The sequence below is a fragment of the Veillonella sp. T11011-6 genome, from assembly GCF_002959755.1.
Classification (GTDB): Bacteria; Bacillota; Negativicutes; order Veillonellales; family Veillonellaceae; genus Veillonella.
The window spans coordinates 277363-301309 of the sequence record NZ_PPCW01000005.1; the positions used below are offsets into that span (position 1 = coordinate 277363).

The 23947-nt window shown below is 39.4% G+C and carries 10 protein-coding genes; 9 read left to right on the forward strand and 1 reads right to left on the reverse strand.

The window, feature by feature from the left end; all coding sequences use genetic code 11:
- The first annotated feature begins 71 nt into the window (after nt 1-71).
- The 7 genes from VRHSUH10_RS08750 (at nt 72) to VRHSUH10_RS08780 (ending at nt 20524) form a co-directional block, all read left to right on the forward strand.
- Nucleotides 72-842, forward strand: a complete 771-nt coding sequence (locus VRHSUH10_RS08750) for a LamB/YcsF family protein (protein ID WP_105090247.1) — start codon at nt 72-74, stop codon at nt 840-842.
- Nucleotides 843-974: 132 nt separating this feature from the next.
- Nucleotides 975-2171, forward strand: a complete 1197-nt coding sequence (locus tag VRHSUH10_RS08755) for an NRAMP family divalent metal transporter (RefSeq protein WP_105090248.1) — start codon at nt 975-977, stop codon at nt 2169-2171.
- Between the two features lie 74 nt (nt 2172-2245).
- On the forward strand, nt 2246-2986 hold the full coding sequence (gene pxpB / locus VRHSUH10_RS08760; protein ID WP_105090249.1) for a 5-oxoprolinase subunit PxpB: 741 nt from the start codon (nt 2246-2248) through the stop codon (nt 2984-2986).
- Nucleotides 2967-4010 (forward strand): biotin-dependent carboxyltransferase family protein, encoded by a 1044-nt coding sequence (locus tag VRHSUH10_RS08765; RefSeq protein ID WP_369819992.1) that lies wholly within the window; start codon nt 2967-2969, stop codon nt 4008-4010. The genes pxpB and VRHSUH10_RS08765 overlap by 20 nt, the downstream gene beginning before the upstream one ends.
- A 465-nt stretch (nt 4011-4475) precedes the next feature.
- Nucleotides 4476-10103 carry an ESPR-type extended signal peptide-containing protein gene (locus VRHSUH10_RS08770; protein WP_105090251.1) on the forward strand — a complete coding sequence of 1876 codons (5628 nt, stop codon included), beginning with the start codon at nt 4476-4478 and terminating at the stop codon, nt 10101-10103.
- 547 nt (nt 10104-10650) lie between these two features.
- Entirely contained in the window at nt 10651-18858 is an 8208-nt protein-coding gene (locus VRHSUH10_RS08775) for an ESPR-type extended signal peptide-containing protein (RefSeq protein WP_105090252.1), read from the forward strand.
- Nucleotides 18859-19114: 256 nt separating this feature from the next.
- Nucleotides 19115-20524 carry an MATE family efflux transporter gene (locus tag VRHSUH10_RS08780; protein ID WP_105090253.1) on the forward strand — a complete coding sequence of 470 codons (1410 nt, stop codon included), beginning with the start codon at nt 19115-19117 and terminating at the stop codon, nt 20522-20524.
- A gap of 351 nt (nt 20525-20875) precedes the next feature.
- On the opposite strand, the gene VRHSUH10_RS08785 is transcribed toward VRHSUH10_RS08780, so the two are convergent.
- Nucleotides 20876-21583 (reverse strand): glutamine amidotransferase, encoded by a 708-nt coding sequence (locus VRHSUH10_RS08785; protein WP_105090254.1) that lies wholly within the window; start codon nt 21581-21583, stop codon nt 20876-20878.
- A 311-nt stretch (nt 21584-21894) separates the two neighbouring features.
- Between VRHSUH10_RS08785 and VRHSUH10_RS08790 the strand changes: the two genes are divergently transcribed.
- Nucleotides 21895-22590 carry an MIP family channel protein gene (locus VRHSUH10_RS08790; RefSeq protein ID WP_105090255.1) on the forward strand — a complete coding sequence of 232 codons (696 nt, stop codon included), beginning with the start codon at nt 21895-21897 and terminating at the stop codon, nt 22588-22590.
- Between the two features lie 326 nt (nt 22591-22916).
- Entirely contained in the window at nt 22917-23936 is a 1020-nt protein-coding gene (locus tag VRHSUH10_RS08795; protein ID WP_105090256.1) for an OmpA family protein, read from the forward strand.
- Nucleotides 23937-23947: the final 11 nt, after the last annotated feature.

Genomic DNA, 23947 nt, shown 5'->3' on the forward strand with positions numbered 1-23947 from the left:
TATAATCGTATTTATAAATTCAATATTCTATAGAATTTAAAAAAGAGATGAAGAAAGAGAGGAGATTATTGATGTCACATTATGTAGATCTAAATAGCGATTTAGGTGAAAGTTTTGGCAACTACACATTAGGCATGGATAGTGAAGTGTTAAATCACGTCACGAGTGCTAATGTTGCCTGTGGATGGCATGCTGGGGATCCTCTCATTATGGATGCTACAGTTCGCATGTGCAAGGAAAAGGGCGTAGCCGTAGGGGCTCATCCTGGGTATCCTGATTTAATGGGCTTTGGCCGTCGAGCAATGGCAGTCAATCCTGCAGAGGCTAAAGCATATATGATATATCAAGTTGGTGCACTACAAGCCTTCTGCGATAGTTATGGTATTACATTACAACATATGAAATTACACGGTGCTTTTTATAACACCGCATGTGTAACTCCTGCATTGGCAGATGCTGTATTAGATGGCTTACAAGCGGTAAACCCTAATATTGCAGCTATGGTGTTGAGCGGTAGCTATATTGCAAAAGAAGCAGAGCGTCGAGGCATTCCTGTAATTCAGGAGGTATTTGCTGATCGTGGTTATACTGATGAAGGTACATTGGTACCTCGTACAGAACCTGGCGCTTTCATAAAAGACCCTCAAGAGGCTCTTGAACGAGTTCTTATGATGGTTACAGAAGGCAAGGTTGTAACAAATACAGGAAATACTATTGATATTGTAGCTGATTCTGTATGCGTCCATGGCGATAACCCAGAAGCGATAGCTTTCACAAATTACATCCGTGAAGGCCTTACAAAAGCGGGTGTTACAGTGGCTAATTTTCAAAACCGTAAATAGTAAAACGGCCATTATAAAATAAGCAATACATAGCAAATACGTAATAAATAGTGAATATGTAGTAAATAGTAAATATGTAGTAAATAGTAAGTACATAATAGATCGTTAATAAATTATTGTGTGGAGGTTTTTATGAAACCAATTTCAGGTAAAGCAAGTTTATCTGTCCTCTTGGGGGCAGCTTTCTTGATGGCCACGTCCTCTATTGGGCCGGGCTTTATGTTACAAACGGCGGCATTTACGAATGATTTAAAAGCAGACTTTGCGTTTGCCATCATTGTATCTGTTATTTTTTCAATTATTGCACAGCTTAATGTGTGGACCATCATTGGCATATCTAAAATGCGCGGTCAAGATATTGCAAATAAAGTATTGCCAGGACTTGGCTATTTCGTAGCATTCTTGATTTCCCTTGGAGGCCTTGCGTTCAATATCGGCAACATTGGGGGCGCATCTATGGGCCTAAATATTGTATTTGGTATTGATACAACGACTGCAGCGGCTATCAGTGGTATCCTTGGTATTCTATTATTTGCCTCTCCAAAAATGGGTGGTGTACTAGACAACACAGCCAAAATTCTTGGTACGGTAATGCTTGTATTAATTGGTTATGTGGCGTTTTCTACAAATCCGCCAGTGGCTGAAGCGGCTACTCATGCGGTGGCACCGACGCATTATCCATGGCTTGCAACTATTACCCTTATCGGTGGTACCGTAGGTGGTTACATTACATTCTCTGGCGGTCACCGCCTTATTGATGCAGGTATTACTGGTCAAGAACATTTGAAAGATGTACGTCGTGCAGCCTTCATGGGTATGTCCGTAGACGCGGTAGTTCGTATATTGCTATTCTTAGCCGTTCTGGGCGTTGTGTCTATGGGCTATGCACTAGATCCTAAAGATCCGGCTGGTTCTGCATTCCTTCTTGGTGCTGGTGAAATCGGCCATAAATTATTCGGTATCGTATTCTTCTGCGCAGCCTTAACATCTGTAGTAGGTGCAGCGTACACATCCGTGTCCTTCTTAAAAACATTATTCAAAGTAGTAGAAAGAAATGAAAAATTGACTATTATGACATTCATCTTCGTTTCTACATGTATTTTGATCTTCATTGGTAAACCAGCATCCTTGTTGATTTTGGCTGGCTCCGTAAACGGTTTAATCTTGCCGATTACATTGGCAGTAATGCTCTTTGCTACTCATAAATCTGAAATCGTAGGAGACTACAAACATAATAAACTGTTATACTATACAGGATGGATTGTAGTACTTGTAACAGCTTACATCGGCGTTACATCCTTACAAGGCATTGCTAAATTACTTGGTTAATTTGATAATTATGAAAGTACCATTATTTTCGTTTGAAGGTAATGGTTCTTTCTGGTTTTAGGAAGGAGATACCTATGAAACCTATAATTTCACCTATAGGGGATTGCGCTATCTCTATTGATTTTGGTCAAGTCATCGATCCAAAGATTAATCGACATATTCGTCAAACGATAGAGCGAATTCAAGAGCTGAATCTAGAGGGTATTATTGAATTAGTACCTACCTATTGTGCATTGCTTTTGCAATATGATGCTATGCTATACTCCTATGCAGAATTGTGTAAGATCATTGAGCCTACATTGGAGCAGACTGTAACAGATAATGCTAATGAACTTGTTACCGTCGTTGAAATTCCTACCGTGTACGGTGGTGAGTTTGGTCCAGACCTTGGTTTTGTAGCTTCTCATAATAATCTAACTGAAGATGAGGTTGTAGCCATTCATAGTGGTACTGATTACTTGGTATATATGCTTGGCTTCATTCCTGGTTTTACCTATTTGGGCGGCATGGATCCACGTATTGCAACACCTCGTTTGTCCTCACCAAGAACATTGATACCTGCAGGTTCTGTAGGCATTGCAGGGGAACAAACTGGCACGTATCCATCCGACTCTCCAGGGGGCTGGCAAATCATTGGCCGTACACCGGTAACCATGTATGACATGTCCAAGAAACAAGCGGCGCTATTGAGTGCTGGCGACTATGTGCGCTATGTGCCGATAGCTGAAGTGGAATATAATCGTATTAAAGCATTGGGGGCGGACTATGCGCCATCCATGTATGAAGTAGAGGTAGGTGAGTTGCGTGGCTATTAATGAGTTTAATAAATCATCTATCTACGTAAATGCACCTGGTATGTACACTACCATTCAAGATAAAGGTCGCGTTGGGTTCCAACAATATGGTATGCCTGTAGCCGGTCCTATGGATAGTGAAAGCTATCTCTTGGGGCAAGCGCTGGTAGGTAATGTAGAAATGGCAGGTGCCTTAGAGTGCACATTGCTGCCGCCTACACTCACCGTGAAAGGCTCATGTATCGTTGCTTTCACAGGAGCCGATATGGAACCAACCATCAATAGTGTACGAGTACCGAGATATATTCCATTTGTATGTCACGACGGCGATGTCATTTCCGGCGGTTTTAGCCAATGTGGCGTGCGCATGTACATTTCTTTCTCTGGAGGTATCGACGTGCCAAGCATCAATGGCAGTGTATCGACCCATACAAAGGCGAAAATTGGGGGCCTTGAGGGGCGACCATTACAAAAGGGCGATGAACTTGGCATCAAAGCGTTCACCAGAGATGAAGTGTATGTATGCGATTATCGTGGTGAAGGGCATACTCTATTCAATACTGCCTTATATAACCGTGGGGGCCGTGAATGTCATGAACCGTTACGCGTTGTATTAGGTGATCAGGCAAAACATTTCACCGAGAAGGGAATCAAGACCTTTAGTGATAATATCTATACACTGACTGTAGAATGTGACCGTATGGGTTTCCGCTTAGATGGTCCTGAAATTGAACACGTAGACAGTGCAGATATTATTTCTGATGGTGCCGTATTTGGTTCTATCCAAGTGCCATCGAATGGTCATCCCATTGTCCTCATGGCAGATCGCCAAACAACAGGGGGCTATACAAAAATAGGCACTATCATTACCGCGGACCTACCTCGGCTTAGCCAATTGCCGGTAGGGGATGGGATTAACTTTAATATCGTATCTATTGACGAAGCGCAAGATATATACCGAGCGTATATGGATCGATTACAGAAGCGTATCGAATTAGCACATGAACAAAGTGCTTATGTATTTAAATTAAATAATGTCATATAAAAAATAACGTCTAAAGAGATTATTCTTTAGACGTTATTTTTGTTTTTGGCTGCCAATTTATCTCAATTTGAGTGAAATGCTAATTTATAAAAATTTAATGAAATATAGTGCTGTAAAACGGGTGGGGTTATTAGAGTGTAGCTATATAAGGCGTTTTGACAATTATTTTTATAATTTATCAATTATATTTATATGGAAAAAGTTAAAATGTGAGTTTAAATTCATCTTCTCTTCTAAATTATGGTATAAAATCACCCCAATTATTAGGTTTTGTTTTATAAGGGGTTTAAAGAACTCCCGTTATTGCTGTATTTGCAATAGCTATTCCAAAAATGAAATATTAGTGAAAAGGGGTTGCAAGCATATCGAAAAATTTGGTATACTAACTATATCGAAAAACTTGAAATTGAGATTATTTGTTATATAGAAGTTTGAGAGCTTTATAGTAGTTTAAAGGAGAAATGAATGAACAAGATTTTTAAAGTGGTTTGGAACAAATCCAAAAATTGCTACGTAGTAGTATCTGAATTCGCTAAAAACAATAGCGGTAAAAAGAAAATTGTTGTGGCTGGTATCTTTGCAGCATTAGCTATGACTAATGCTAATGTAGCATTGGCTGTAAACGAGGTGCCTACATCTACTGGTGGTGCATCTGTAGCTTTTGGTGATAGTGCTACTGTTACAGGTGCCAATGCAGTCGGTTTAGGTAACAGTGCTAGTGTTACAGGTGTAAATGCAGTTGCTTTAGGTACAAATGTAAAAGCTACTACTAGTGATGCTGTTGTAATTGGTACTGCTGCAAAAGCAGAGACTGCTGCTGGTGGGGTTGCTATTGGTCAAAATGCTTATTCAAAAGGTCTATATAGTAATACACCAAGTGTTGCTGTAGGTAAAAATTCAATTGCAAATGGTGGTACTGCGATTGCTATTGGTACTAGTGCGACGGTAAACGAAGCTGGTACTAATTTTTCACAAGGTATTGCCATTGGCGGTGGTGCATTACCGGGGCAAGGGGCTACCGTTGTAGGTGATCAAGCTATTGCTATTGGTGGTAATACTAAAGCCCTTGGTCACTCCTCCATCGTTATTGGTGGTGACGATGCTGATAGAATGACGTCTACTAAAGCAGTTTATACTGATATTAATACAGGTAAAGCTACTGTCGCTACTGTTTCTGATGCTGTTAAAGCTTTAACAGGGTATGAAATTAAGTGGAGGGATTATAATAATGCTACAGCAGACCATATCGGTATCACAGTGGGTACTAAGGGGCAATCTGGTAATGCTGGTATTGCTATTGGTACGGGCGCTGATTCTAAAAACCGTATCGCCGGCGCTTTAAACGGTGTTAATACAAGTGCTGCCGATAATAATTCTGTAACAAATGCCATCGCTATTGGTACAGGTGCGAAAGCGAATCGTGATAACTCTGTTGCTTTAGGTGGTGGTTCTACTACAGATAACCCAGGTACTAAACAAACTAGCTATACATTGCCAACAGGTGTTAAAGCAAAGTGGTCTGGTGGTGAATCAACTTTAGAAGGTGATATTGTTTCCTTCGGTGCTGCAGGATATGAACGTCAGTTGAAAAACGTGGCTCCTGGTGAAGTAAGTGCTACTTCTACGGACGCGATCAATGGTTCTCAATTAGCTGCTATCGCAGATCAAATTGCACATAAATATGTGTCTATTAATTCTGATGATACTCCTAATAAAGACAACACTGGTGCAAAAGCTAATAACTCTATTGCGATCGGTCCAAACGCATCTACAGATACGGCTGCAACAAGCTCTGTAGCTATTGGTGATGGTGCTAATACAACAGGTCGATCTACAGTTGCATTGGGGTTATCAGCACAAGCTGCATCGGCAAATGCTACAGCGTTAGGTGCTAACTCCATTGCAGCCGAGGATGATACTGTGGCAGTTGGGCATGGTGCTAAGGCAACAGAGGGCAATGCCAGTGCTTTGGGGGCTGATGCGATAGCTTCCAATATTGAATCTACTGCAATTGGTCATGGTACTGCTGCATCTGGTGCATCCTCTACTGCATTGGGATCTAGGGCAAAGGCCGCTGGAACTGCAGGTGTTGGTATCGGTATGTTAGCCAATGCAACTAAAGATTATAGTATTGCTATTGGCGGAGAAAGCTCTTCCACTGCAGATAACAGTATTGCTATTGGTAGAAAAAGCTCAGTATCAGAGAATGATGGTATTGCTATCGGTACTAGATCTAACGCAAGTGCAGTTAAATCGATTGCTATTGGTGATGGTGCTAGTGCTACAACTGCTGATGGTGTTGCGATTGGCTCTAAATCTGTGGCAAGTACTGCGGCAGGTGTAGCGGGTTATAATGCTAATACTGGTCGTACTGATACATATGCTAACTTAACTGGTGCAACTTTAACATCTACATTAGGTGGTGTTGCAGTAGGTACAACAAATCAAACTCGTCAAATCAACTATGTTGCTGCTGGTACGGCTGATACAGATGCAGTCAACGTAGCACAATTGAAGAGTGTAAACCTTGCTTTCACAGGCGACACTGGTTCTGGTGACGTAAACCTTGCTAACAGTAAATTAGCTGTAAATGGTGACGATACATATATTACAACTACAGCTAATGGTAAGAAAATTACAATTGCTGGTAAAAAGCAAGATATTACTGTTGCGAATGGTACAGCTACAGCAACTCCAGGTATGGCAGATTCTGCTAACGTGGCTGATGCAATTAATAAGGCTATCGATCAAAATAAATACGGATGGAACCTTTCTGCTAATGGTGAAGCAACACCAGAAGCAATTGAAAAAGGTAACACTGTAGATTTCTCTGGCGACGACAATATTACGGTTGCTAGAAACAATAAAAATATTTCTGTATCTTTGAAGAAAAATCTTACTGGCTTGAACAGTGCATCTTTCAACAATGCTGCAGGCAATCCAACTGTAAAAATTGATGGCGACAAAGGTATCAATGCAGGCGACATGAAAGTTACTAACGTAGCTGATGGCGTAGCTGATAAAGATGCTGTCAATGTATCTCAATTGAAGAAAACAGATGATAAAGCAGAAGCTAACAAAGCTGCTATTGCTCGTAACATCTCCTTAGGTGGTAACACTGGTTCCACAATGGAAAAATCCTTGAGCACAGGCGATGTGAAATTCAATGTTAAAGGTGCTAATGGCCTTACTACAGTAGCAGCTGGTGAAGATGTAACTGTTCAGCTTGATGATGCTACTAAAGATAAAATTGACAATGCTGCTGACAAAGATTTGAGCAATTTGAATCCTGCAGGTGAGCAAAAGGTTAAAGATTTAGCTGCTTGGAAAGTAGTTGCTAACAGTGGTACTGCTGAAGATGTTAAAGGCGGTGACACAGTTAAATTCATCAATGGTGATAACGTTGAAATCACTCAAGCAGGTAAAGATTTCACAATCTCTACTAAAAAAGATGTAACATTCGATAATGTAACTGCTAACCAAGCTATTACAGCTCCAAAAGTAAAAGCTACAACTGGTGTTGAAACACCTCAAGTTACTGGCTTGACTAATACAGATTGGGTTCCAGGTCAAACACAACCAGTATCTGGTCGTGCAGCAACTGAAGACCAATTGAAAAAAGTTGATGACCAAGTAGCAACAAATAAAGATAATATCGACAAAAATACAACAGCAATCGCTCGTAAAATCTCCTTGGGTGGTAACACTGGTACTACAGATGAAAAATCCTTGAGCACAGGCGATGTGAAATTTAATGTTAAAGGTGAAAACGGTCTTACTACTGTCGCAAATGGCGACGATGTAACTGTTAAACTTGATGATGCTACTAAAGACAAAATCAATAACGCTGCAAACCAAGATTTGAGCAACTTGACTCCAGCTGGTGAGCAACAAGTTAAAGATTTAGCAGCTTGGAATGTAGTAGCTAATAATGGCACTGCAGAAAAAGTTCAAGGTGGCGATACAGTTAAGTTCATCAATGGCGATAACATTGAAATTACACAAAATGGTAAAGACTTCACAGTTGCTACTAAGAAAGATGTTACTTTCGATACTGTAACTGCAAATGACACAATTACAGCTCCAAAAGTTAAGGCTACAAATGGTGTAGAAACTCCTCAAGTAACTGGTTTAACTAATACAACTTGGGTTCCAGGTCAAACACAACCTGTATCTGGTCGTGCAGCAACTGAAGATCAATTGAAAGCAGTTGATGATCAAGTAGCAGCAAACAAAGCTAACATCACTAAAAATGCTGGCGATATTAAAACAAACAAAGATAATATTGCAGCAAACAAAGCTCAAATCGATAAAAACACAGAAGCAATTGGTCGTAAGATTTCCTTAGGTGGTGACACAGGTTCTACTGATGAAAAATCCTTGAGCACAGGCGATGTGAAATTCAATATTAAAGGTCAAAATGGTATCGTTACTGAAGCTAATGGCGACGATGTAACTGTTAAGTTAGATGATGCTACTGCAAATAAAATCAATAATGCAGCAAATACTGATTTGAGCAACTTAACTGATGCTGGTAAACAACAAGTTAAAGATTTAGCAGCTTGGAATGTAGTAGCTAACGATGGTACTGCAGAAAAAGTTCAAGGTGGCGATACAGTTAAGTTTATCAATGGTGATAACATCTCCATTACTCAAAATGGTAAAGACTTCACAATTGCTACTAAGAAAGATGTTACTTTCGATACTGTAACTGCAAATGATACAATTACAGCTCCAAAAGTAAAAGCAACTGATGGTGTAGAAACTCCAGAAGTAACAGGCTTGACTAATAAAACTTGGGTACCAGGTCAAACACAACCTGTATCTGGTCGTGCAGCAACTGAAGATCAATTGAAAGCAGTTGATGATCAAGTAGCAGCAAATAAAGGAAATATTGCTGCTAACAAAGACGCTATCAATAAAAATGCTGGTGATATTGCAACAAATAAAGCAAATATTGCAGCAAACAAAGCTCAAATCGATAAAAACACAGAAGCAATCGGTCGTAAGATTTCCTTAGGTGGTAACACAGGTTCTACTGATGAAAAATCCTTGAGCACAGGCGATGTGAAATTTAATATTAAAGGCGAAAACGGTTTAACAACTGTTGCTAATGGTGAAGATGTTACTGTTAAGATTGATGATGCAACTAAAGCAAAAATCGATAATGCAGCAAACCAAGATTTGAGCAACTTAACAGATGCTGGTAAACAACAAGTTAAAGATCTTTCTGCATGGAATGTAACTGCAGCTGGCGGTACTGTAGAAAAAGTACAAGGTGGCGATACTGTTAAATTCCAAGCTGGTGATAACCTTGAAGTAAAACAAGATAAAACTACTTTCACATACAGCTTGGCTAAAGACGTGAAAGGTCTTAACAGCGTAACTGTAGGTGATGAAAATGGTCCATCTACTAAGATCACTCCTGCTGGTACAATTGTAAAAGATGCAGCTGGTAACTCTACAACAGTTAACGGTGCAGGTATGACTATCACTCCTGCAAATGCAGCAGCTAGCCCTGTATCTCTTACTGTAAACGGCTTAAACAATGGTGGCAACCAAATTCATGGTGTTGCACCTGGTACAGCTGATACAGATGCAGTAAACGTAAGCCAATTGAAAGAAACTAAAGCTGGTTTACAACAAGCTATTAACAATGTAGGCGTTGAAACACAACGTGTTGGTGCTCATGCGGCGGCTATGGCAGCGTTGAAACCAATCCAATACGATCCATTGGAACCAACACAAATCATGGCTGGTATTGGTAACTACCGTGGTGAAACAGCTGGTGCAATCGGTCTTGCCCATTACAAAACTGAAGATACTATGTTCAATATTGGTGTTACACTTGGTTCTAGCCATAACATGATTAATGCTGGTGTAACTCACAAATTCGGTGGTAGCCGTGATAGAAAAGATGCGATTCCAGAACGTTATAAAGCTGGTCCTATCAGCTCTATCTACGTAATGCAAGATGAAGTAAGTCACTTGCGTTCCCAAAATGAAGAGTACAAATCCAAGCTTGAACAACAACAATCTGAAATTGATGCGTTGAAAGCAGCAGTTAACCAATTGTTGGCAAATAAAGCATAATCATATTGTACATATAGTTAGAACTATGTATATCCCGTGAATGGATATGTAAAATTAGAAAGAGCCTTCCTCGAAAGAGGGGGCTCTTTTTAGTACAAAAATAAAAATAGTTTATTAAAGCTATATCTGTAAAATAAAATAGCCTGAAAATTCTAATTTAATGATTAATAAAATTATCGATAAAACTGTATATAAGGAATAATTTATGAATATTTTTAGACGGTGATTAATTTTGTAATGAAATCTAATATTCTTTTCGTTCTCAATTAGGAGCATAAAAATTCATATAATATGCAATTTATTAAGGTGAATTATAAATGAATTATGATGATACTGCGTGTTTAAGCATACTCTATGCATAATTGAGATAATAGTAAATATCCAAAAAATATACTTTTAAATTGAGAAAATTAGATGAATTATGGTAAAATTAAAGATAGGTTTTATAAATGAAAGTCTGTGTAGCTTTCATTATTTCCAGACTGAGAGAAGTGTGGAACATATGATTCATATAGTTGAGGGTTAGTAATTTAAAGAAGGAAAATGTATGAATAAGATATTTAAAGTCATTTGGTCTAAGTCTAAACAGTGCTATGTTGTAGTATCTGAAATGGCAAAAAATAAAACAGGGAAAAAGAAAATCGTAGTAGCTAGTATTTTGGCTGCCTTGGCGATGCAAACTGCAGGCGTAACTGATGTTGCAGCAGCAGCACCACCACCAATAACGGATAAACCATCTGATGCTATTGCTCATGGTACTGTTACTAGTGGTAAAACTAATGGCCTAGCTATTGGTAATGCAGCAAATTCTGGTAGCAACCAATCTATTGCAATCGGCTATAAAAGTGAAGCAAATGCAGCAGAAGCAAATCCTGCATTACCTGCTACAGCAGTGGGGGCTGGTGCTAAGGCAAACGGTTATTCTACAGTTGCATTGGGGCTATCAGCTAAAGCAGAAGCTGATAGTGCTACAGCGTTAGGTTCTAAGACTAGTGCCACTGGTGATAAGTCTATAGCCGTTGGTGTTAGTGCTAAAGCTACAGGTAGATATGCGAGTGCTTTAGGTGCTGATGCTAGTGCTGTTGGTAATGCTACAGCGTTAGGGGCTAACTCCCTTGCTTCCGTAGATGCAGCTGTAGCAGTCGGTACTGGCTCTAAGGCTACAGGTAACTATGCAAGTGCACTGGGCGCAGATGCGACTGCATCTGATAATGATTCTACTGCATTTGGTCATGGTACTGTTGCATCTGGTGCATCTTCTACGGCGTTGGGCTCAAGGGCAAAGGCTGGTGGCACTGCTGGTGTTGGTATCGGTATGTCCGCCAATGCGACTAAAGATTATGGTATTGCTATTGGGGGCGAAAGTTCTTCAACTGGAAATAGCAGTATTGCTATTGGTAAAAAAAGTTCAGTGACAGGGGACAATGGTATTGCTATCGGTGTTTCTACTACCTCAAAAGGTGCCAATGGTGTTGCTGTGGGTACTAATGGAACTAAGGCTGATTTAGGCGGTGTCGCAGTTGGTCAAGCTGCTCAGTCGATTGCATTTAACAGTGTTGCTACTGGTATGAATGTAACTGCTAAAGGTGCTAACTCTGTGGCGTTAGGTGCTAGTGCTACAGCTAATGATGATGGAACTATTGCCATTGGTTCTTATGGACCTACTCCGACGACTGCTACAGGTAATAAAGCTCTTGCAATCGGCTCCGCAACGACAGCTAATGGTCTAGAATCAATTGCCATAGGTAGTCGCGTTAACTCCACATCTCAACATTCTATTGCTATTGGTACTGGATCTAATGCAAGTGCAGTTAAATCTGTTGCTATTGGGCCTGATTCTAGAGCTAGTGTTGATGGTGGTGTTGCTTTAGGTCGTGATTCCGTTGCTGATGTAGCAGGCGGTACTGCTAATAAGGGTTATAATCCTAATACAAACCGTACAGATGTTTATTCTGGTTTGAATGGCAATGTACTTACTAGTACAACAGGTGCTGTTTCTATTGGTAATGGTAGTACTGTAACACGTCAACTTACAGGCCTCGCAGCGGGTATAAGAGATACAGATGCAGTTAACGTAGCCCAATTAAAGAGTGTTAACCTTGCGTTCTCTGGTAATGTAAATACTGGCAATGTGAATATTGCAAATAGTACATTAGGACTTAAGGGCGATAATACATATATTACAACGGCTGCTAACGGTCAAAATCTTACAATTTCCGGTAAAACACAAAATATTAATGTCACAAATGGTCAAGCTTCTGCAAATGCTGCAGGCATGGCTGATTCTAGAAATGTAGCAGATGCTATCAATAAAGCTATTTCTGCCAATGCATATCATTGGAAATTAGCGGCTGACAGGGATCCTAGTGCTCCTGAAGTAATTAATAAATCAGATACTGTAATCTTTGGTGGGGACAACAATATTACAGTAACTCGTAGTGGCAAAAAAATTACTACTTCTTTGAATAAGGCGATTACTGTAGATACTGTGAAAGCTAATAGATCTGTTACGGTTTCTTCTGGTGGCAATCAAATTACTCTAGATGGTTCAAACGGGGCTGTTTCTGGTAGATCTTTTACAGGCCAATCTTTCACAGCTGGCAATAATGTATTAAGTAATACAACACTGCAAATGGGTTCACCTACGGGTCCTAAAAATGTAACCATTACTGGTGATGGTTTAACTGCGAAAAATGGTACAAGAACTGTTAAGTTTGGTACCGATGCTATTAATGCAGGGGGACAGCAAATTACAAATGTTTCCAGTGGTGGTAATATAGGTACTAATGCAGCGAACATTACAGATGTAAAGAATGCTGTAGATGCTGTTACATTAAAACTAGATACAAATTCTAAAACTGGTACTGTTAAACTAAGTGAAAGTCCACTTAAAGTAATCGGTGCTAATGGTATTAGAACTGATTTAGTTGGTACAAATAATGGTAGTCTTGTAGTTGGGTTTGATAATAATACTATCAATGCGACAACTAAAGGTATTGGTCTAACTGGTGATTCTGGTACTACAGGTTTAAAATATTTAAAAGATGGCGATGCAACCTTTAAAGTATATGGCGATAGTAATTTAGTTACTACAAAGGCCTCTACTACAGGTGTTCAAGTAGCTGTTGATCAAGCTAAGGTTAAGGATTTAGCTGTAACTGCTGTAACGGTAAGTAAAGCTACACCAGCGGATAATCCTATTACAGTAACACCTACAGCAGGTACTAATTCTAAGGATTATGCTATTGGTATCGATACTACAAAGCTAGCTAATCAAACACAATTGACATACAAAGCTAATGGTGCCAATGAAAATAAAGTATCCTTGGCAAATGGTTTAAACTTTACAGATGGTACTTTTACAAAAGCTACGGTAGGTACAAATGGTACTGTAACTATTTCTACTGCCACAGAAACTATTACTAATGACGCTGATGGTAAAGCTAAAGTAAATAGTCCTACAGATGGTTTAGCGACTGCTAAAAATGTAGCGGACTCTATCAATAAAGCTGTTGATGGTTTATCTCAAAATCTTACTGTTTCTGATGGTGCTACAGATGGTACTGTAAATCTTAAGAATCAAAAACTTACTGTTTCCGGTACGAATGGTGTGTCTACAACTGTAAATGGCCAAACTGTTACAGTTGGTCTTGATACAGCTACAAAAACTAAAGTAGATAATGCGTCCACAGCAGTAGCTCGTAACATCTCTCTTGGTGCAGATAGCGGCACAGCATCTAGCCAATCCTTAAAAGATGGTGATGTGGCATTCAATGTGAAAGGTGCGACAGGTGACTTAGTATCTACGAAGATGAATGGTAACACTGTTGAAATTTCCACTAAACGTGCGGCAATTACTAGCGATGCTAATACAGGAGCAGCATCTGTTACAGGCGATGATGGCTTAGCAACATCTAAAAATGTAGCTGATGCTATCAATAAAGCAGCTGATGCGGCTAAAGCCGGTGCAGCATGGAATCTTACAATAAATTCCAGCACAACTGATAAAACAACTGTACAAGGTGGGGACACAGTAGATCTTATCAATGGCGATAATATCGTAATCACTCAAGATGGTACAGATAAAAAGAAAATTACTGTAGCCACAAAGAAAGATCTTACAGTAGATTCTATTACTGCTGGTAACACAGTAATGAATACATCTGGCTTAACAAATGGTACGACTGCTATTACAGGTACTGGTATCACAACAGATAAAGTAACTGTAGGAGGTATCTCCATTGATAAAACTGATGGTATCAACGGTGGTAACAAAACAATTACTAATGTTGCTAGTGGTGGTACAACTGATTCCAATGCAGCAAATATTGGTGATGTAAAGCAAGCTGTTGCTAACTTGTCTCAAAACCTAAATATTACAGATGGTACAAATAACGGTACTATTGATCTTAAAAACCAAAAACTTAATGTAGCTGGTACAAATGGTGTAACTGCAACTGTAAATGGTCAAACTATTACAGTTGGTTTAGATGCAGATACTAAAACTAAAGTTGATAATTCTTCTAATGCAGTAGCTCGTAATATTTCCCTTGGTGCAGATAGTGGTACACCATCTAGCCAATCTTTAAAAGATGGTGATGTAGCATTCAATGTTAAAGGTGCTACTGGTGACTTAGTATCTACTAAGATGAATGGCAATACTGTAGAAGTTTCTACAAAACGTTCCACTATCAACAGTGATGCTGCAGGTACTGCCTCTGTTACCGGTGATGATGGTTTAGCAACTGCTAAGAACGTGGCCGATGCTATTAACAAAGCGGCTAGCCAAGCTAAAGATGGTGCAGCATGGAAACTATCTGCTAATGGTGATACACCGACTACTGTAGCCGGTGGCGACACTGTAGACTTTACTGGTGATAACAATATTACAGTTACACAAACTGGTAAAAATATTGCTACCACATTAAATAAAGACCTTAAAAAAATGAACACCATTTCCTTTGAAAATGGTCTAGGTGAAACAATCAAGTTTGATGCTGTAAATTCTAGTGGTACATTTACTTCTCCAGGTGAAGGTGCTTATACCAAAATTAATCATGATGGTTTAAGAATTAATAACGGTGTAGCTGAAAATCAACCTAATACGGCAAATACTTATTTAAATGTTGGTTCGTTATCTTTACAATCGGGGCCTAATAGCAGTGCTCTTACATCTAAATCTCTCTTGTTTAGTGATGAAGATGGCAATAATGCGGAAGGCGGCGCAACAGGTATGGCCTTCCAAAATGCAGCAGGTAAAACAATCCAATTTACCCTTGATGAAATCAATGCTGGTGGCAACAAAATTAAAGAGGTTGCGGAAGGTACAGATGATACTGATGCAGTAAATGTAAAACAATTGAATGATACTGTAGCTCGTCAAACGTTGACATACCGTGCTAATAGTGCCGCTGATGCAGATGCTAAGTCTGTTAAATTATCTAAAGGCTTAGACTTTGTAGATGGCACAATGACAAAGGCTACTGTAGATAATGATGGTAAGGTAAAATTTGATATTAATGATGATACTAAGACCAAAATCAATGATTCTGCAGCGGCTGTGAGTCGTAAGGTTTCCCTTGGTGCAGATAGTGGTACTGTATCTAGCCAATCCTTAAAAGATGGGGATGTAGCGTTTAATGTAAAAGGTGCTACAGGTGATTTCATCTCTACGAAGATGAATGGCGATACTGTAGAGGTATCTACAAAACGTGCGACTATCGATAGCAATGCCACTACAGGTGCAGCCTCTGTCACAGGTGATGATGGCTTAGCAACAGCTAAAAATGTAGCGGATGCTATCAACAAGGCAGCTAAAGCAAGCACTGATGCCATTAACTTGAAATTTGCTGGCGATACGAATACATCTGCCGGTGTTGTAAATCTTAAAGATGATACATTGGGTATCAAAGGCGACGGTAAATATGTAACAACTGATGCAGATGGTAAGAACTTAACTGTAAAAGTATCCGAAGCAGAGGTTAAGAAATCTGCTGTCAGTGCAGTTACAGTAAGTACTGATACAACTGATGCGGATAATCCGTTGACTGTTACAGGTACACCAAGTGCAGATGGCACAACTAAGGACTACAAGGTAACTATTGATGGCGCTAAAGTTGCGACTAAGACTAAATTGTCTTATAAAGCAAATGATGGTACAGCTAAGCAAGTATCCTTGGCTGATGGTATGAACTTTAAAGATGGTACGTTAACATCTGCTACTATCGATGATGCAGGCGTTGTTAAATATGATGTAAAAACAGCGGCTATTACAGCTGGTACAGATGGCACTGTTACAGGCCCTGCTACTGATGGTGTGGCAACAGCTAAGAATGTAGCAGATGCTATTAATGCAGCTAAAAAAGCATCTAAAACAGAAATTACTGCTAATGATGATGAAGCGGCTAACGCAACAACTGGCAATGTAAAATTAACGTCTACAACTGCTGCAGATGGTCATACAATTTACAATGTAAAACTTAATGATACATTGACATTTGGTACTGGTGCTAATGCCATTGTTATTGATGGTACAGCTGGTAAGGCTACTATTGGTAGTGCAGCTATTGATGGTGTAAATAATACAATTACAACAGGTGGTAATAAGGCGGTAATATTAGATGGTACTACTGGTACTATTACAGGTAAAGCCGCTAATATCGGTGGCGTTACAGTAGATGGTACAAATAACCATGTAACAGGTCTCGCTAATACGACTTGGGATGGTAATGCTGTTTCTGGCCGTGCTGCTACAGAGGATCAATTGAAAGTGGTAGCTGATGCTGCAGCTAACCAAACATGGCAAATTACAGCAGACAAAGATGCTGCTACATCTGGTAAACAAACTGGTACTAAGACAGATGCCAAAGTAGGTAAAGACGCAAAGGTTACGATGATTGCAGGTGAAAACATTACAATTAACCAAAATGAGCGTGACTTCACATATTCCTTGAATAAAGACCTTGTGAATATGAACTCTGCAAGCTTCAATGGTACTGGTAATAACACAACTGTTATCAATGGTGATTCCATTACACAAACTGCTGGTACGCAAACGAATACATCTACTGCAGCTGGCAATACAGTAACAGATGGTACTAAGTCTACCGCAACAACAGCTGATGGTACTAAGATTACTGATGGTACAAAAACAAATACTTCCACAGCAGATAGCACAGTTATCGATGATGGCAATGGTAATAATACAACTCTTACTAAAGATGGTGTAACAATTACTGCAGCTGGTAAGGATCCTGTATCCTTAACTAAAGATGGCCTCGATAATGGAGGTAATAAAATTTCTAAGATTGCAGATGGTACAGATGACACAGATGCTGTCAATGTACGTCAATTAGAGGCTAAGTCTAAGGCGTCTAAAACAGAATTGACTGCTAATGGTGGTGAAAGTGCTGGTAGTACTACAGGCAATATTGTATTGACTAAGACTACTGCCGCTGATGGACATATCATTTATGATAACAAGTTGAATGATAAGGTTACATTGGGTACAGATCCAACTAAGGCAGTTACTGTAGATGGTACAACTGGTACAATCAAGGCTGGTGATGGTGTTAATGCAGTTGCTATCGATGGCAAAAATGGTTCTGTAAAAGCTGGCGATAAGATTGCTCTTGATGGTAAGGATGGCAAGGCTACAATTGGTACTGTAGGTATCGATGGTAAAGATGGCATTATTACTACAGGTGGTAATAATCCTGTTGCAGTAAATGGCAAAGATGGTGTTGTTACAGGATTAACTAACAAAACTTGGGATCCAAATAATATTGCATCTGGCCGTGCTGCTACGGAAGATCAAGTTAAATCCGCCGTTGAAAATGCTGGATGGAATGCAACTATTGGTACAGAAGGCTCTGGTATTAACAGCACACCAACTGCAACAGCTAAAAAAGTAAAAACTGATGAAACAGTTACTTTCAAAGCGGGCAATAATATGATGGTTAGCCAAGCAGGTAAAACAATTAGTTATGCAGTAAATCCTGAACTGAAGGATATGAAGTCTGCTACATTTAAAGATGCAGCAGGTAACACAACTGTTACAGATGGTAATGGCATAACAATTACACCAGGCAGTGCAAATCCTAATAATCCAAATGCAGGCACTATTTCCTTGACTAAGGATGGCCTTAATAATGGTAATAACCAACTTAAAGGTATTGCACCTGGTACAGATGATACTGATGCAGTTAATGTTAGCCAGTTGAAAGCATCTAATGCTAGAATCGGCGATGCTATTGGTCAAGTAGCAGGTGAGGTACAACGCGTAGGTGCGCATGCAGCAGCAATGGCAGCGTTGAAACCAATTCAATATGACCCATTGGAACCAACTCAAGTGATGGCTGGTGTTGGTAACTATCGCGGTGAAACAGCAGCGGCGTTAGGTCTTGCACATTATACAAATGAAGATACAATGTTCAACGTTGGTGTATCTCTTGGTGCAAACCGCAACATGGTCAATGCAGGTGTAACTCACAAATTTGGCTCTAGCCCAGAAAAGAAAAATATTCCTGATCGTTACAAAGCAGGCCCTATTAGCTCTGTGTATGTAATGCAAGATGAAGTATCTAGTCTCAAGAAAGAAAATAGCGAACAAAAGACTGTTATCGCAGATCAAGCGGCTCGTCTCAATACGTTGGAAGCTGAAAATGAGCGTCAACGTCAAGAACTAGCTGAAACTAAACAAGGTTTAGAGGACTTGCGTGCAGCAGTTAGCCAATTGTTAGCATCTAAAGGCTAGTAATTGATAGTTCGTATCAAAATCTAGGCTAATATAAAGTCTGATCAGAAATAAAAGAACCTCTTATATACTGATATACCTAGTAGGGTATATTCGGATACTATAAGAGGTTCTTTTTTGTAATTTTGATATAGATTATTAAATATAATCATAATATATGAATGACTTTTCATATATTATTGTGATATAATACAGAAGATATTAGGAGTTAGATGTTAGCTCTACCTTGTACGATCTTGCATGAATAGGAGATACTATGTTAGACCGCATACAACGATGGCTTTCCATAGATTCTATGTTGCCTGCTGCAGAACGATTAGGCCCTGTAGGGACTACAAAGCAGCTATATGGTAATTACTTGAAAATAGCTTGGCCAGCTACATTACAAGGCTTAATGTTACAATTTATGACCGCCATCGACTTAGCAATGGTTGGTGCTCTTGGTGCATCTGCTCTTGCTTCGGTAGGGATTATGGGACAGCCAGAGATGGTGATGCTCATATTCTGTCGTGCTTTATCGATTGCGGTAACGGCTATTATAGCTCGCCGTCACGGTGAAGGCGAAGTAGATGGCATGAATGCCGTACTTAAACAGTCCATTCTGTTGAATTTCTTGATTTATGTACCTTTATTAGCGATATGTTTCTTTAATTTAGAACATATCTTACGCTTTACCGGCGCTGAAGATGGCTATATTGAGACGGCTGTTTGGTATGGACGGTTTATTGTTATTAGTCTTATATTCCAATCTTTTAGTCAAATTGTAGGGGCTGCCCTTATTGGGTATGGCAATACAAAGGTTATTTTTAAATCCAATGTAGTAGGGAACATACTGAATACTATAATGAACTTCTTCTTGATTTATGGTATTGGCTTTTTCCCTGAGCTCGGTGTTATGGGCGCTGGCGTTTCTACCATGATCAGTAGTGCTGTCATTGCGCTATTATTACTGCGTACGATTTCACAACATACGACTACGGGTTTAACCTTGCGGCATCCTTCAAAATGGAAGTTCGAACGAACGGTATTACATACCATGTTCCACGTTGGTGGTAGTTCACTAGGGGAGCAGTTCTTTGAACGTTTTGGTATGTATACGTACACAATGATTGTTGCCTCTTTAGGTGCCGTACCTTTAGCAGCACATTATGTATGTATGAATTTGATGGATATATTCTATTACTTTGCGATGGGCCTCGGCTTTGCCGGTGCGTCTCATACGGGACAGTGTCTTGGTCATAAACGACCAGATATTGCGAAAACCTATGGTAAAATTGGTGCCCGCATCGGTCTAGTAGTAGGCCTTGTAAGTGCTCTCATATTTATTGGCCCTGGCGATCTATTAGTACAGTTGTATACTCGTGAAAGTGAAGTCGTTACCTTAGCGGGTGCTTTAATGGGGATTATGGCCATTGCAGCATTCCCTCAAGCGTTACAGCAAGTTTACTCTGGAGTGCTAAAAGGGGCAGGGGATACATATTACATTATGAAATATTCCCTTGTTAGTGTAGCTATTATTCGGCCTATCATTACATACCTATTGTGTATTACATTTGGATTAGGGCTTTTAGGCGCATGGTTATCCTTGTGCTTTGACCAGTCCTTACGCTTATGTTGCTCTTATATTCGATTTATTCGTGGTGCATGGCAGCATAAGATAGTTTAATCTTACATGGAAATGATAGGAATATTAACTTTGACTATCATTTAAATAGTATTTTTTCATATAAAACCTAATGTTTATAATATTCGATATAGAGCTTTAAAGTAGATGATAACTACAACGTTCCGCTACTTATCACTTTCTATATTGAAAAAATTAAAATAATTTATGAAAGGTTTATGAAAAAGTTCTTGCATATTCAATTTGTTTGATGTACAATACGAAATGTGGAAAAAATGACACATTGGGGAATGTGTTATCGGACCAGAAATCTATGATTTCATGTATATATGTAAGGGATATATATAAGAAACAAACAAAAACCGCCTTAGTTCAACTAAGGCGGTTTTTGTTTTATAAATGATTCTGTTCAAGCCAAGCGATACATGCGGCTTTTCCTGCGGCAGGTAGCTCTTGGCGTAAGCGTTTTGCATCTTCTCTAAGTTTAGGGATATCGATACCTGCATTAGAAAGCTCTGCACAATGGCCTACAAGCCAACTTTCAATTACAGCAGGATCAGCCTCCATATGGAATTGAAGACCTAGAATATGTGTGCCTACGGAGAATGCTTGATTTGGGCATAACTCTGTTTTGGCCAGTCGTACCGCACCTTTAGGAATTTCAAATTCATCACCATGCCAGTGAAGAACTGGTACATTGCCGAGCAATGCTAGTGGGGAGGAGGCGCCTTCAGGCGTATATTCTAACGGGCCAAAGCCAATTTCTTTCTTACCATGCTTCATAGGTCCTACGTGACCACCCATGATACGGGATATGAGTTGAGCGCCTAAACAGATGCCTAGCAATGGCTTTTTACTATTAATACGATCTGTAATGAATTTGATTTCATCAGTTAAGAACGGATAGAGTTCTTCATCGTAAGCGCCAATAGGGGCACCGCAGACGATGACTAAATCAGCCGCTGTTGCATCATAGTGTTCAAAATTGGCAAGGGGAGCCTCGATGTATGTTAGTTCAAACCCTCGATTAGTAAGGACTGACTCTAAAATACCGGCATTTTCAAAATTAATATGACGTACAATATAAGCTGTTTTGCTCATGGTTCCTCCTATATAGCTCGATATAACTCTATATATAATAGTAATTTCTACAAAGTATGTAGTATCAGTATATCATATTCTATAGAATTTATTGTGTGATGAAAATCATGATATATAAAAATACTAGGTAAATACTGTCTTATTAACAGATACAGATATTAAAATTCAGGAAAATACATTTTGTGAAATTATATCGAAAAAAGTCGTTGACATAATTTAGAAAATGTTTATAATGATGAGAGTAACATGAAATCCCATAGAGAGGGAAGACATGCCTTTTAGTTCATGAAGGTATTGTAAGGAGGAAGAACATGAACAAGTATATTGCTGAATTTATTGGCACAATGATTTTGGTATTCTTTGGTACTGGTACTGCCGTTGTAACAGGTGGCTTTACTGGTGGTCTTGGTTTGGGTTACTTGGGCGTTGTAGCCATTGCATTAGCATTCGGTTTGACAATTGTTGCTGGCGCATACGCAATCGGTCACGTATCTGGTTGCCACGTTAACCCTGCAGTATCCATTGGTGTATGGCTTTCTGGTCGTATGTCTGCTAAGGATTTTGCTGGTTATGTAGTAGCTCAAGTTATTGGTGCTTTCGCTGGTACAGGTTTATTGAGTGTAGTCGTAAATGGCTCTGAAACACTTTCTGGTTTTGGTGCTGATGGCTACGGTACATTAAGTGCAGTTGGTCTTTCCATGGGCGGTGCATTTGTAGTGGAAACATTCCTTACATTTGTATTCGTACTTGTAATCCTTGGCGTAACAGCTAGTGAAAAAACATCTGCTCTTGCAGGTCTTGTAATTGGTGCTACATTGACTATGGTTCACTTGATCGGTATTCCATTGACTGGTACATCTGTAAACCCAGCTCGTGCATTAGCTCCAGCTGTATTCACAGGTGGTGAAGCATTGGCTCAAGTATGGCTCTTCATCGTGGCTCCTTTAGTAGGTGGTGCGATTGCAGCTGTATTCCATCGTGCATGGTTCTCTGTGAAAGAAAACTAATTGAATCTATAACGCCTACGGAAACGTAGGTGTTTTCTTTTATTCAGTTGAATTTAAAGATTTGCTAAGATAAGTATAAGATATATCTTAAAAGAATGAAGGCTTAGCTCATCTATCCTATAATTAGAACCTAAATATTCCTATATTATAAAGATAGTTATATTTTTGAATTTAAAATATATAACATCTATGTATAGATAAATTTCGAAATCCTCATGGTAATTTCATAAAAGATATTGAAAATTATCGAAAAGTTGTGTAAAATGAAAGTATATTATTACCAAAGGCCTGTGTATTGTTAAAGGCTGTTATTGGAGGGAATTATAATGAACAAAAAATTATTAGCTTTATTGGCAGTTGCTGCTGTAGGCGTATCCGTAGCTGGCGCAACTCCACAAACTCAATTCAACAAAGGTGAATTCCAAGTTGATCTTGGTGCAGCTAGTGTTGAAGCAAAAATGGATGGCGCAAAAGACGCTCACAAATGGAACTTCGATGGTGGAGTGACTTATGGTTGGTCCGATAAAACTGGTATTCAATATGGTTACCATGGTTTGAATACTAAACATCTTGATACTGACATGCATGAATTGAACTTAGTTCGTTCTTTGAACAAAAATGTTGCAGTATATGGTGGTTATGCTCGTATCCATAATCATGATGCTGGTGGCACTAACAACATTGCGCAAGCAGGTGTAATTGGTAAAACTAACCTTGGTTCTAAAGTAGAAGTTTACGGTAAAGCTGGTGTAGGTACTAAGAACACTACAGTTTTAGAAGCTGGTTTAGGCTATAAAGTTAATGAAGACTGGGATATCAATGCTGGTTACCGCTACATCAATACTAAAGCAAATGAAGATCATAATGTATCTTTCCAAGGTCCAGTAGTTGGCTTGTCCTACCGTTTCGGTGGTCAAAAATCCGTAGCTCCTGTATATACTCCAGCTCCAGCTCCTGTTTACACTCCAGCTCCTGTAGTAGAAGCTCCTGTATACAAAACTCCTAAATTGGACTACTATGTACAATCCATCTACTTCGATTCCGACCAAGATGTAGCTCGTGCAGACCAATATCCAAACTTAACAGCTGCTGTAAATGCTGCTAACCAATACTCTCAAGACCAAATTAAATTGTTGGGTAATGCTGATACTGATGCAACTCCTCAATACAACGTTGGCTTGTCTGAACGCCGCGTACAATACGTAGCTCAATACTTAGTAAACAACGGCGTATCTGCTGATCGTTTCATCGGTATTGCTAATGGCGACACTAAACCAGTTGCAACTAACTCCACTGCAGCAGGTAAAGCTGAAAACCGTCGTGTAGACGTTTACATTCATCGCTAATCTTCAATCTA